9 protein-coding genes are annotated in these 12,906 nt (G+C 55.7%); 7 read left to right on the forward strand and 2 right to left on the reverse strand.

What is annotated here, in order from left to right; all coding sequences use genetic code 11:
- Positions 1 to 16: 16 nt before the first annotated feature.
- Positions 17 to 1,663, forward strand: coding sequence for a methyl-accepting chemotaxis protein (locus P5W99_RS31245; protein ID WP_434666080.1), 1,647 nt, complete (start codon positions 17 to 19; stop codon positions 1,661 to 1,663).
- Positions 1,664 to 1,679: 16 nt separating this feature from the next.
- Here P5W99_RS31245 and P5W99_RS31250 read toward each other — a convergent pair whose 3' ends face one another.
- Positions 1,680 to 2,636 carry a LysR family transcriptional regulator gene (locus P5W99_RS31250; protein ID WP_434666083.1) on the reverse strand — a complete coding sequence of 319 codons (957 nt, stop codon included), beginning with the start codon at positions 2,634 to 2,636 and terminating at the stop codon, positions 1,680 to 1,682.
- 160 nt (positions 2,637 to 2,796) lie between these two features.
- Here P5W99_RS31250 and P5W99_RS31255 point away from each other — a divergent pair, with 160 nt between their 5' ends.
- The 6 genes from P5W99_RS31255 (at position 2,797) to P5W99_RS31280 (ending at position 11,247) form a co-directional block, all read left to right on the forward strand.
- Positions 2,797 to 3,717 (forward strand): alpha/beta hydrolase, encoded by a 921-nt coding sequence (locus P5W99_RS31255; RefSeq protein WP_434666086.1) that lies wholly within the window; start codon positions 2,797 to 2,799, stop codon positions 3,715 to 3,717.
- Between the two features lie 596 nt (positions 3,718 to 4,313).
- Positions 4,314 to 5,015 carry an epimerase gene (locus tag P5W99_RS31260; protein WP_434666089.1) on the forward strand — a complete coding sequence of 234 codons (702 nt, stop codon included), beginning with the start codon at positions 4,314 to 4,316 and terminating at the stop codon, positions 5,013 to 5,015.
- An 864-nt stretch (positions 5,016 to 5,879) separates the two neighbouring features.
- Positions 5,880 to 6,836, forward strand: coding sequence for an AraC family transcriptional regulator N-terminal domain-containing protein (locus P5W99_RS31265; protein WP_434666091.1), 957 nt, complete (start codon positions 5,880 to 5,882; stop codon positions 6,834 to 6,836).
- Positions 6,837 to 7,017: 181 nt separating this feature from the next.
- A complete protein-coding gene (locus P5W99_RS31270) occupies positions 7,018 to 8,064 on the forward strand; it encodes a zinc-dependent alcohol dehydrogenase family protein (RefSeq protein ID WP_434666581.1) in 1,047 nt (348 codons plus the stop codon).
- A 65-nt stretch (positions 8,065 to 8,129) separates the two neighbouring features.
- Positions 8,130 to 9,590, forward strand: coding sequence for an aldehyde dehydrogenase (locus tag P5W99_RS31275; RefSeq protein WP_434666093.1), 1,461 nt, complete (start codon positions 8,130 to 8,132; stop codon positions 9,588 to 9,590).
- A gap of 97 nt (positions 9,591 to 9,687) precedes the next feature.
- Positions 9,688 to 11,247, forward strand: a complete 1,560-nt coding sequence (locus P5W99_RS31280) for an MFS transporter (RefSeq protein ID WP_434666096.1) — start codon at positions 9,688 to 9,690, stop codon at positions 11,245 to 11,247.
- 185 nt (positions 11,248 to 11,432) lie between these two features.
- Here P5W99_RS31280 and P5W99_RS31285 read toward each other — a convergent pair whose 3' ends face one another.
- Complete coding sequence (locus P5W99_RS31285; RefSeq protein WP_434666098.1) at positions 11,433 to 12,581, reverse strand: porin; 1,149 nt, start codon at positions 12,579 to 12,581, stop codon at positions 11,433 to 11,435.
- Positions 12,582 to 12,906: the final 325 nt, after the last annotated feature.

The raw sequence follows: 12,906 nt of genomic DNA on the forward strand, positions 1-12,906 counted from the left end.
GAAAAGACACCAACTAATGAAATTGTCATTCACGCAAAAGCTAGGGTTGCCGCTGATTCTATGTCTGCTGTGTTTCCTCTTCCTGTCCGTTACGGATGCGTATCGGAGTCGGGAAATCCGTCTGGAGGAGCGGAAATCGGATCTGGTCCATGCAACCCAGATCGCGCTCGCAACGATCGCAACGTATGCGAATCAGGTGTCTACCGGCGAACTGACTGTCGCGCAAGCCCAAAAGAGGGCAATGGACTTGATTCGCGGCATGCGTTATGGAGAATCCGGATTTTTTTCGATCGTGAACTCAAAGGGCGTTGTGTTGATGTATCCGTTCGACGCCTCTCTTCAGAACAAACCGATTAGCGAATTGAGCCCGAAGGTCAGGGCGATCATCCAAGGCCAGATTGATTTGGTGGCACGGTCCGGCAGCGGATTCCAACGCTTTGCCTATCCGAGAGAAACCTCCGGTGTGACGACTGACGCCGCTCGGATCGCCTACATCGACAGTTGGCGAGCGTGGGACTGGATCATCAACACTAGTCTGTTCATCGACGACATCGACACCGCGTTCTACACGAGCCTGCTGCAAAGCCTTGGCATCTGTCTGATCGTAGCGTTGCTAGTGAGCAGCGTAGTTGTCGTCCTTAATCGAGGCATTGTCCATACGCTGGGCGGAGAACCAGGCTATGCCGTCAGGATCGCGGGGCGGATTGCCGAGAACGATCTGACAGCAACTGTGCTGACCCGGCCGAATGATCGCGGTAGTCTGCTCTGCTCTATGAAGCTGATGCAGGCAAATCTCTCTGGCGCAATCAGTGGCATCAAAATATGCGCAGGGTCTATCGCATCTGCCGCTGCACAGATTTCGGCCGGCGATCTGGATCTATCTCGTCGCACAGAGCAGCAGGCGGCCGCGCTCGAGGAAACGGCGGCGAGCATGGTGGAGCTTTCATCGGCGGTAAATCAAAATACCGAAAATGTTCGCCAAGCAAGCCAGGTTGCGATACAGGCAGTGCAGGTCGCCGAGCGTAGCAGCGCAGTCGTGTCACAAGTCATCGATGCGATGAGCCGAATTGACACGAGCTCCGGAAGGATCGCTGAAATTGTCGGTATCATCGAGAGCATCGCGTTTCAGACCAACATTCTCGCGCTGAACGCTGCGGTCGAAGCCGCGCGCGCGGGTGGGCAGGGACGCGGCTTCGCAGTTGTCGCATCTGAAGTTCGATCGCTCGCGCAGCGCTCTTCGTCGGCATCGAAAGAGATCCGTGATCTCATTCAGGACTCTGTGACACACGTTCGAAACGGCGTGGAGCTTGTGAATGCTGCGGGTGCGTCGATGTCCGAAATCATGTCTGCGATCCGGCGTGTGACCGGTTTGATGGAGGAAATTGCGGATGCTTCGGTTGAGCAGAGTCACGGCATCGAGCAGATCAATCAGGCCGTGTCCGAAATGGACAGGACGACTCAGCACAATGCCGCCTATGTCGAGGAAGTGGCCGCCGCAGCGCAGTCTCTCGACGATCAGAGCAAGCGACTCGTAACGATGATTTCGAGCTTCATCGTTCACGAAGATCCTCCGCAACAGGCGCTGGAGGCAATCGGTTCACCCCAGCACATTGCGCTGTACCCGATTACTGATCCGCCGGGCGGCGGTAGCTGTCCGACGTGAGTACGGCGACGCCTTCTTAACTCGTCGATACCTTCACACGCTTCTCGGCCGGTGAAGGAGGCAAGGTCATGCGCTCCCGTTTCTCAACCAGAAAATCAATGAGTGCCCGCACCTTCACAGGCATCTGTGCGCGGGTGGGGGCGTAGATGTAGAAGCCTGGGAAGGGTTTGCACCAGCGCTCCAGTACGCGGATTAGCGCTCCAGACTCTACGTGCGGCCGAACCGCGATGTCGATATGTTGAATGAGTCCGACATTCTGTAGGCCGGCGCGAAGCATGCCATCATCGTCATTTGTGGTGATGCTGCCCTGCGGTTCCACCGTGAACAGATGTCCGCCTGCTTCCGTCGACGTGAATTCCCACGGATGTATTGCTCCACTTCTTTCTCGGTAGCGCAGGCAGTTGTGGTTCGGCAGATCCTCTGGACTGGTCGGTTTTCCGTAGCGCGCGAAGTAGGCGGGTGTACCGACCACCGCCATTTCCAGCGCCGGCGTAATCGGTACGGCCATCATGTGCTCGGCGAGGCTCTCACCGAGTCGAATGCCGGCATCACACCCGTCCGCAACAATATTCGCCAGAGCATCGTCCATGACCAGTTCGAGGCTTAACTTCGGGTGGCGGGAACAAAACTCTTCCAGATGCGGCTCCACGAGTGTCTTGGCCGCGATTCGAGATGTGTTTACCCGCACAAGACCCGAAGGTTCGTCCTGCGCATCATGGAGTTGCTGCACCGCTCGCTCGACCGAAGTCAGTGCCGGATACCACACGTCGTAGAGCCGCTGCCCGTGCTCGGTGAGCGACATGTCCCTGGTTGTTCGATAAAGCAGCTTGATGTTTAGCCGACGCTCAAGGGCCTTTACGTTCTGAGAAAGGTTCGCGCGGGAGACGCCCATTTCGGCGGCTGCCTTGGTGAAGCTCCGATGGTGTGCGACGTGAGCGAATGCAGCGAGCGATGGGAGCAGGGCAGGATCCATATGGCGGCCATTGTCAATCTCAGATTACAACTGTAGTCGATATTACTCCCTTTTTGGAAGCCAAAGTTTTCCCTATAGTTCACTCATCGTTGCGTAGCCAGTCCCGTTGCCGGGCGGAACCCGGCGGGCCATTGGATCCTTACTCTGAATGGAGTGCATCATGAAGAGCGTCAAAATCAAGCACCTGTATTGGGACATTGCTGCAAACCTCTATTTCCCGCCGGGCTTTAGTGAAAGCCAGAAGTATCCTGCCATCATCAGTGCCCATCCTATCGGGAGTTGCAAAGAGCAGACGTCGGGAAATGTATATGGTGAGGCTTTGGCCAAAGAAGGTTTCGTTGTCGTTGCTTTCGACGCGAGCTTTCAGGGGGATAGCGGTGGCGAGCCGCGTTACATTGAAGATCCCACGCTGCGCGTGGAGGACTTCCGCGTGGTTTGCGATTACCTGGTGACGCTGCCGTATGTTGACGAGGATCGTATAGGCGTACTCGGAATTTGTGGCGGTGGTGGTTATTCAATCAACGCTGCGATGACCGAGCGGCGTATCAAGGCTGTCGCCACCGTGACGGGTGCCAACTATGGTCGGCTGATGCGCGAAGGTTTCAGCAACTACAACCCCATCGCGGCATTGGAAGCGATGGCCAAACAACGTACCGCCGAGGCACGAGGTGCGGCCCTGCGCGTGGATGATCTGCTGCCGCCGTCGCCGGAAGCGGCGCGGGAAGCTGGATTGACGGAAACCGACCTTTACGGTGCCACCGAGTACTACCGCTCGGATCGCGGTCGTGCGCCCAATGGTGTGAACCGCGCATTGTTTTCGCACCAGGCTGCCGCCGTCGGCTGGGATGCGTTCCACCTATGCGAAACGCTGCTCACGCAGCCGCTAATGGTTGTGGTGGGTGACAAGGTGGGCGCATTCGGCGCTTATCGCGACGGCTGCGAGATCATCGGTCGCGCCGCTTCGAAGAAGAAGGAACTGGTGGTCGTGGAAGGTTGGTCGCACTACGACCTATACGACAAGCCCGAACCGGTGGGGAAGGCGCTGGCGAAACTGATCCCGTTCTACAAGGAAAATCTCTAACGCACACATTGTATGCGTAGGAGGCTACACGCAAGATACATCAGACGATGTGTCTTGCTGATTTGTCTTGTTAGCCGGCTTTGAACCGATGGTGCTAACTCTGGCAAGGTGGTGACCGAACGGATGATCGATGCGCTTTCTGCCATCGTAAAGCCGCCGATGGTAAAGCGATTCTTTAGTTTCAGCCTCGTTATCGCGCACCCGTGGGCGTGATCGGAGCATGCGGCTCCGAACACACAGTGCTGTGCGTAGCCTAACTAACCAACGCGAGCGACGTGCACCACAAAGAGGACGCGCCGAAAGAGCCATTCGAGTAGCCGGCGGCTTCACGCGAGCGTGCGACAGTCAACGTATCGAGTCTGCGCGGCTCATCTCGACCGCCTGGTGCGCGGCAATCCAGGCATTGCTATAACGCGCGTACAGCGACAAACCCGCTTTCTGGTGGCTGTTCTGGCCACGAGTTAGATGGTTGAAGGCCTGCACTGAGAGCGCAGGCACCTGCAGTCCGAACGAAGTGCAAACATGCGGGCTCCTCGTCCTTCGCGCCTGTTCGGGTCTCCTGCCGCATGCTGTCTATGCAACGACATTGAGGGCGTATGAAGGTTATTCTCTTTGGAGCTTCCGGTATGGTCGGCCAAGGTGTTCTGCGGGAATGCCTGCTGGACCCGAACGTTGAGGCCGTGCTCGTAATAGGCCGCAGCCGGCTGACGCAAGAGCACCCCAAGCTACTTCATCTCGTGAAAGACGATCTTTTCGACTACCGTGGGATCGAGGGGCAGTTGGGCGGATACGATGCGTGTTTCTTCTGTTTGGGCATCTCTGTTAGCGACACCGACGAGGCGGGTTACATCCGGATTAATCATGACCTTCCGATCGCGGTCGGGCAGGCGCTCGCTCGGCTCGAGCCCGGCATGACGTTTGTCTATGTCTCAGGGGGCGGCACAGACTCCACCGAGCGGGGGGCAGTTATGTGGGCGAGGATCAAGGGTCGAACAGAGAACGAGTTGCAGAAACTCGGTTTTCGCCAAGTCTATTTGTTTCGCCCGGGGTTCATTGTTCCGCTTCATGGGGAAAAGTCGAAAACTCGCATGCTCCGACTTCTCTATACGTACCTGGGCTGGGTTTTCGCGATGTTGCGAAGACTGTTCCCAGAGCGAGTGCTCGACACGGTTCGTATGGGACAGGCCATGTTGCAGGTCGCGCGCAGCGGGAACAACACGGCCGTCGTTGAGAGTGCCGATATCAATCGACTCGCCCACGCGGCGGGGTCCTTTACAAGAACGACGGCTAACCCATGAATCTGGAACGCGATGTCGTCATCGCTTTCGACTGTGCCTTGAGTTTGCATACAACGGTATCGCGATGTAAGTCCGTTCGTCGTGGGAGCTGAATCGATCATCTATTCCCGCTCTGCGGGCCAGGAATCGGATGAGGAGCCGAGGGTGCACAGGCCGCAGTGTGACGACGCCAGGCCGACGGATGACGCATCGTTCCAGGAACAACAATTCAACCTGGCAAGTTTGGTAGTGGTGTAGCCGGGAAGCAGCACGTCGAAAGGCCGTCTGGTTTCGATCTCGATGGCCTGATGAACTGACAAATTGCGCGGCGCGTCGGGCGGCCCGCCTTCGATGTATCCGAACCTACGATTCGGCATTTGTCAATTGAACCGAACTCGGGTCGCGCATAGCATCATCAAAGATCGCCTTGATGGAGTGCGTTGTTGCCGTCTGAAGCAGTAGTTATCCAAATTTGATAGTTCGCCGGATTTTACCCTGCATTGCTGACGTATGTCAGTTTCGGGAGAGCATTCGTTCAGTTTGAATCCGTGCGCCGGCGCGCGAGTCAGTCCCATCCATGGTACGTGGCGACGGTCGTCTTACATCGAAATGCGAGTTCTGTATGAGACGAGTGGTGCGGCATCGATGTCTCCGGAATCGCTTGCGTCCGGGTGTGAAATGGATCGAGTGAGTTCCTTGCCGGCCGAACCCGGGCCATCTGACCTGCTAGGTGCTCGGGGAAGTAAGCGAAAGCCATTCGGAGAATTGTGCAAAAAGACGGCAAGTTTGTGCATGGGGCGTCGTGGAACGCGCGTTACGATATAGCTGTGCTTATTCAGAGGAAGGGATCGGTTCTGACAATGTGGCCGATTCACGCAAGAAAGTATGGGCAGGACTACGAAAGCTCCGTTATCACAATCCGGTGAACCTGGTTCGCTGGCTGGACTGATCGAAAGGTTTGCTCCGTATGACGGCAGATTTGACTTGCCAGTCGCAGGTGTGCACGTCATGCGAGCGTCGAGTTCGTGCAAGGAGCTGGTGCATGGTGTGCAGAAACCATGTTTGTGCTTCGCGGTACAAGGCTCAAAGACGATCATGTCCGGTAAAGGCGTGTATGAGTATGATGAAGCGCACATGCTTGTCTACGGTGTCGAGGTTCCGGTTGCCGGCAAGGTGAATCGTGCGAGCCCATCGGCGCCATTCCTGTGTTTTCGGCTGGATCTGGACGCAGCTCGGCTCGCCAGCCTGTCCCCCAAGGTCTTTCCTCACGGCTTACCGAAGATCAGTGAATACGGCGCCATCCAGATTGGACCATTGGATGCCGCAATAGTCGATGCTTCTACAAGGCTTCTCGAGTCGATGGCGAAGCCACATGAACGAGATCTACTCGGTCCAATCATCATTGATGAAATCCTTATGCGGTTACTGCTCGGTCCATTAGGTAGCCGTATTGCACAGATCGGGCATGAGGATTCGACATATACCCGCATCGCCAAGGCCATTACATGGATACGGGAAAACTACATGCAATCTTTTACCGTGGAAGAAATGGCCCGATCAGTGCATATGAGCGCTTCGACGTTTCATAACCATTTCAAGTCGACGACTTCAATGAGCCCCTTGCAGTATCAGAAAGTGTTGAGGCTACAGGAGGCACGACGTTTGATGCTATCGACAAAGCAAGATGTGGCTGGCACCAGCAAAGCGGTCGGCTACGTAAGCGTATCGCAGTTCAGTCGAGAATACAGTCGGATGTTCGGTGATGCGCCAAAACGAGACATCACACGATTGCGGCAGCAAGCGTTCGAAACTCGCCGATTGGCGATCGCTAGCGTCCTATGACGGCTCGGCTCCAGGCACGCAAACGCGATCTAGTGCCTGGAACGAGCGTGCCATCGCGGCGTGGCGGTGGAGAAAACACGGACGTGGATTCAGATCACATCTTTTGATTGACCTAGTCGGCGTATGACGCGGGTACGGAATAACGACGCCGATACAGAATGTAGGAGGACGTATGCGAGGGATGGTATTTCGAGGGGATTGCAAGGTAGAAGTGCTGGATTTCGACGACCCATCCCCCGGTCCCGGTGAAGTCATAGTCGAAATTAAAGCGTCCGGAATGTGTGGAACCGACTTGCACTACTATCGGGATGGCATGGCAAAGTCCCTGGCGATGCTTGGAATGCAGGATCGGATGGAATCGGACTGCATTATTGGCGGGCATGAACCGTGTGGCGTAGTAGCTGCGATCGGGGCAGGAGTGGACAGGGGCTCGTTCAAGATCGGCGATCGGGTGATGGTGTTCCATTATGCCGGGTGCGCGTTCTGTGATCATTGTCGGACGGGCTGGACCCAACTGTGCGACAAAGGTGCCCGTATTTACGGAGTCTTAAGTCACGGAGGTCATGCCGACTATATGAAGGTGCCGGCATCGTCGCTCGTCCATCTGCCCGACGAAGTATCGTTCAAAGGCGGTGCCGCCGTGTCGTGCGGTACCGGCACAGCCTACGGGGCCCTCTTGCGTCTCGATATCAGCGCACGTGACACCCTCGCGGTATTCGGCCTTGGTCCCGTCGGCCTTTCCACGGCGCAACTCGCTGCGGCGATGGGTGTCGAGGTGATCGGCGTCGACATCAATGCCGACCGTGTAGCACGCGCGAAGGAGTTTGGTGTCGCCCACGCGATCGACGCAAGCCAGGCTGACGCCGTGGAGGAGGTCCACAAGCTTACGGGTGGAAAGGGCGTGTCGTGCTCCGTCGACTGTGCAGGCGGTGAGGTGCCGCGGAGGCAGGCAGTGCTTAGTACGGCAGTGTGGGGGCGCGTGGCCCTCGTCGCCGTCGGCGGCAACCTGACGCTCGACGCAATGAAGGACGTGATCGGCAAACAACGCACGTTGATCGGCTCCTTCACTTTTTCTGAAATCGGGATGAAGGATTGTGCGCACTTTATAGCCAACCACGGTGTTGAGGTCGACCGCCTCTTTACCGACGAATGGACGCTGTCACAGGCCGATGAAGCCTACGCCCACTTCAATCAGCAGAGCGGCGGCAAAGGCGTCATTGTCTTTTGAGATCCGAGATCCGGATCGAATCTGAAATATGGCATTTGTCCGTGTAAAGGACAACGGAGGTTGTAATGACGAAGAGAACTATCGAACTGAAGCACCCCCATCAATTCTTCATCGGCGGAAAGTGGGTCGAGCCTTCGACCTCGGAAACCTTCAGCGTAATCGATTGCGCGACAGAGGAAGTTGTCGCGACCGTGGCAAAGGCTGCCTCTGCGGATATGCAACGCGCAATCGAGGCGGCGCGCGAAGCGTTCGACAATGGGCCTTGGCCGCGAATGACGCCGGTGGAACGTGCCGGCTATCTGGAGAGATTTGCGGAGCGATTGGAGGCATTAAACGACGACTTCGCGCGCGTTTGGTCAATCGAGACCGGGATTGTGTATAAGGTCGCTCAACCTCGTATTGGCTTGTTCATTAGTGGTGCTTTTCGCCAATACGCAGCGATGGCGTCGACCTTCCCGTTCATGGAGGAACATCAGTCCGTTACGGGCAACGTCGCCTACCGCGTCTATGAACCCGTTGGAGTTGTAGGTGAAATCATTCCATGGAACGGTCCGGCAGGTTTGATGGCCTACAAGACGGCACCAGCATTGCTTGCTGGTTGCACGTTGGTCATCAAGTCATCGCCAGAAGCTCCGTGTTCCGCGTACATGCTCGCGGAAATCTGCGAAGAAATCGGATTGCCGCCTGGCGTGATTAACGTCGTCACGGCGGACCGGGATGTGTCGGAAGAACTGGTTCGCCATCCCGGGGTAGACAAAATCACATTTACGGGCTCAACCGGCGCTGGTCGAAGAATCGCGTCGATCGCCGGCGATCGGGTTGCCCGCGTCACACTCGAACTGGGTGGAAAGTCTCCCGCTATCATCCTCGACGACTACGATATTGAGACAGCAGCGCAGACCCTCGGCTCATCCTATTTTGGCTACAACACCGGGCAGATTTGCCATAGCTTGACACGCGTAATTGTGCCGCGGGCAAAACATGACGCTATGGTCGAGGCACTCGCAAACATTGCGAAGCAGATCGTCGTAGGGGATCCCTTTGCGCCCGAGACGACATCCGGACCACTTGCGAGTGCGCGGCAACGTGACACGGTTCAACGCTTTGTAGAGATGGGTGTCGCCGAAGGCGCGACGCTTGCAACCGGCGGTAAGCGACCGCCGGCTCAAACCCGCGGCTTCTTTTTTGAACCCACCGTTTTTGGAAATGTGAATAACCGGTCAACGATCGCACAACAGGAAATTTTCGGGCCGGTTTTGAGCGTCATACCGGCTGACGATGAGGCCAGTGCGATCCAGATGGCAAACGACACGCCTTACGGCTTGAATGCCGCTGTGTTCACGAATGACCGCGATCGTGCGCTAAATGTGGCCCGACAGATTCGCTCAGGAACCGTCGGTCATAACGGGCCGCGGACCGACTTCTCCATCGGCTTTGGCGGATTCAAGCAATCGGGTATCGGCCGGGAGGGCGGTACTGAGGGCCTGACTGCCTTTATGGAATCCAAGACTATCGTCATGGCATGAAGGTGGGTGTGAGCGCAACGCTCCGCCTCGGGATATTCAGTAAAGGCATAGCGGTGCGACAGCATCAAGCAGTGCAGCGAAGTGACGGGGATGTCGTATGGTGAGTATGAAAAATTTGCGTACGCGATTGCTCACCATTCGCCCTCTACGCAGTGATTTGTTCCCGTGGGCTGTCGCGCTGTCGGTAGGGCTGGACTACTTCGACAACACGATGTTCCCGTTCTTCAACAGCTATATCGCCGGCGGGATCAACGTTCCGCCGGACGAAATGGTTTGGTCGTCATCGGCCTATGCAGTGGCGTCGGTACTGGGTATCGTTCACCAACAATGGTTCGTAGAGCGGATCGGATATCGTCGATATCTGACCATATGTTTGCTGATGTTCTCCATCGGCTCTCTCGCAGTTTCACTGAGTTCGACCTCTTTCGAGGTCGCCATGGCGCGTGGCTTCCAGGCCTATTTCATAGGCCCGATGCTGGGTACCTGTCGCATTCTCATTCAGACGGGATTTTCGCCAGCCTATCGTCCATCGGCCACCCGGCTTTTCCTGTTAGTCATCCTCTTGGCAAGCGCATCGGCCCCTTTGATCGGGGGATTTCTCATAGCGTACTTTGATTGGCATGCGCTTTTCATCTGCACGACGATCGCCGGTATCGTACTCGCGACATTTTCGTTTCTCGTCGTGCCGCACATCGGTATATGCAAGGAGACAATGCGAAGTGATATGCATCTGTTGCCATACCTGTTGTTCGCACTTTCGCTTGGCGCGCTGCAAATCGTTGCTCAACAGGTTCGATTCGAGCTACTCGGCAGTTCTCCCGTGCTAGTCATGCTGATGGCGACAGGATTACTCGCGCTTGGATGGGTTGCATGGCAGCAGTGGAGTCATCCAAAGCCGCTCGTCCGACTAAACGCTTTGCGTGAGGGGGTTTTCAGGACCGCGATCATTCTCTATGCGTTCTACTACTACGTCACGAACGCGATCGGCTACCTGATTTCCAGATTCATGGATGCTGGCCTTGGATACCCCGTAGAATTCGTTGGAACGCTGGTCGGATTAACATCGCTTTCATCTGTTGGAATGGCGATCCTATATTTTCGGTACGCAAAATATGTTAATGAAAAGAAGTGGTTGATTGTTCCAGGGTTCCTGATGGCAACGTTTATCGCCGTTTGGTTTTACCACCTATCACCGGGTGTTAGTGCGCCGTGGCTGCTTCCACCGTTGATCGTGCGTGGTTTTCTTTTAATGTTCATCGCTCTTCCTAGTGGAGGCGTTGCTTGGAAGATATTTTCGGATCACGAATTTACCCATGGATATCGATTAAAAAACATCGTCAAGCAGCTGGCATATTCGCTTTCTACTGCTTCCATGATCATCTTCGAACAGCATCGACTAGCTGTTCATCAAACGAGGCTGGTTGAATTCGCTACTCCGTATAACCCAATATTCGCGAGCACACTGGAGGCGATGACATCCGCATTTGCTACTCAGGGATATACGGCCACACAGGCGGGACGAATGGCACTCGAGGCACTCACGCGTTTGACAGTCCATCAGGCGTTTTTTATGAGTGTGTTGGACTGCTTCTACATAGTCTCAGCGGTCTCCCTACTCGGTGCCGCAATTGCTTTGATCCAACGACACGTAAAGTAGGACTGGAGAGGGCTTCCAGGCGCTCCGAGCTTGCGGCGTTTACGCCTGTCCGCAGAGGAGGAAGGTAGGTGGCTGTCCGTCGAGTCCAGCGCGGCGAGCCCGTCTTGTCGGAACTAATTTAAAGCAGTTGCCGCCAAGACGGGGGAGCGCGCTGAACGCGCACCCCGTCTCTCCACGGTTACGGATTAGAATTTGTGCCGCATTGCGAGTCGAATGAGCACCTGGTTCTTGGTAGTCGATGCATCGGGCGCTGCTGAGCCGCCGGTGCCGTAGGTGTCAGGAGCTATTGACGCGACAGTTGCGTCTCCGGCCGCGTGTTGGTAAGCGCCAAGCAGATAGACGTCCGTACGCTTGGAAAGGAAATAATCGCCGATGAGTTCGACTTGGTGATACTTTGGACTCTTGCTGTTTGAGCTCAGCTTCCCGTCGGTGAACGTGTAATTTCCCGACAGGTAGAACGAGGGGGAGATCTGCCAGTTGGCTGAAGCTGCGTAGTTATCGAACTTCAGGGTGTCGTGGACCGAATTGAACTTCGAATGGCTATAGACGAAGCCGACCCTCACTGCGGCTAATTGATACGTGGCGCCTACTGCCGCGTTATCCTCGCGGATCACTGCGGTTGCCAGCCCTGCTGAGTGCAGCGCTGAAGTGGAGGTGACATTGATGTAGTCGCCCGAGATGGCGCCCGTGGTATTCGCGTTCGGTGCATTGAGGTGCGTGTAGCCCGCACCGAGGGACAACTGACCCAACGTATAGCTGGCGCCAGCGCTCCACAGTCGATTGGTGGCAAATCCAGAGCCAGTGTCCGTTGTGGCCGTGTTGCTGAAGGCGTACATTCCGCCAAACTTGAAGCCGCCGTAGTTGGCGCTAGTGAATTTGATTGAGTTGTTGACGCGGAAAGAATTGTCGAGGTTGTCGTTATCGAATGGATGAGCGAGACCCGTGTAGACGATTCCGCTTAAGGGTTGAACGTAGTCGACCACCGAATCGTACTGACGTCCCATCGTGACAGTGCCGAACCTATCGTTCTGCATTCCCACGTACGCCTGACGTCCGAACAGGCGGCCACCTTGCGCTAGCGCTCCACCACCCGTAAAGCCGTTTTCGAGTACGAAAATGGCTTTCGTTCCGCCGCCAAGATCTTCGCTTCCTCTGAGTCCGAAGCGGTTTCCCTGGATGACGCCGGAAGTCATAGTCCAGTTCGGTTTTCCATTATCGTTATTGACGTAATTAAGGCCGGCATCGATTAGGCCGTACAGCGTCACACTGCTTTGTGCGGACGCCGTACCCGCGAACGCCCCAATGACAGCAATTGACAAAAAACGCTTTTTCACTGACATGTCTCCTGATTCAATGGTTGGTAAAAGCTTTGGTGAAAAGCGACAACTTCTTATTGTTGTTTTGTATTTGGGTGCGGCGGTGCGCCGACTACTCCTCCCACAGGTTGCGGTGCGTGTATTCGAGCGCCGTCACTTGACCCGATTGTTCAGGTGGGCGCTGATAGCACCGCGGAGGAGCGGAGGCATTCGTTTGCACGAACGGTTGTTCGAAGAGATGCAACGATATCGGCTCGTATCATGAGGTCTCCGTTATTAGATTTAATATTTGTTTAAATTTCCGAACACATTCTGAACAAATATTCTCGATCATCACAATGCT

This window comes from Paraburkholderia sp. A3BS-1L (assembly GCF_051125215.1).
Taxonomy (GTDB): Bacteria; Pseudomonadota; Gammaproteobacteria; order Burkholderiales; family Burkholderiaceae; genus Paraburkholderia.

What these genes read in the sequence shown, in the direction of transcription:
- P5W99_RS31245 (WP_434666080.1), top strand. Translation starts at nt 17, where the DNA reads ATGAAATTGTCATTCACGCAAAAGCTAGGGTTGCCGCTGATTCTATGT.
- P5W99_RS31250 (WP_434666083.1), bottom strand. Translation starts at nt 2,636, where the DNA reads ATGGATCCTGCCCTGCTCCCATCGCTCGCTGCATTCGCTCACGTCGCA.
- P5W99_RS31255 (WP_434666086.1), top strand. Translation starts at nt 2,797, where the DNA reads ATGAAGAGCGTCAAAATCAAGCACCTGTATTGGGACATTGCTGCAAAC.
- P5W99_RS31260 (WP_434666089.1), top strand. Translation starts at nt 4,314, where the DNA reads ATGAAGGTTATTCTCTTTGGAGCTTCCGGTATGGTCGGCCAAGGTGTT.
- P5W99_RS31265 (WP_434666091.1), top strand. Translation starts at nt 5,880, where the DNA reads ATGGGCAGGACTACGAAAGCTCCGTTATCACAATCCGGTGAACCTGGT.
- P5W99_RS31270 (WP_434666581.1), top strand. Translation starts at nt 7,018, where the DNA reads ATGGTATTTCGAGGGGATTGCAAGGTAGAAGTGCTGGATTTCGACGAC.
- P5W99_RS31275 (WP_434666093.1), top strand. Translation starts at nt 8,130, where the DNA reads ATGACGAAGAGAACTATCGAACTGAAGCACCCCCATCAATTCTTCATC.
- P5W99_RS31280 (WP_434666096.1), top strand. Translation starts at nt 9,688, where the DNA reads ATGGTGAGTATGAAAAATTTGCGTACGCGATTGCTCACCATTCGCCCT.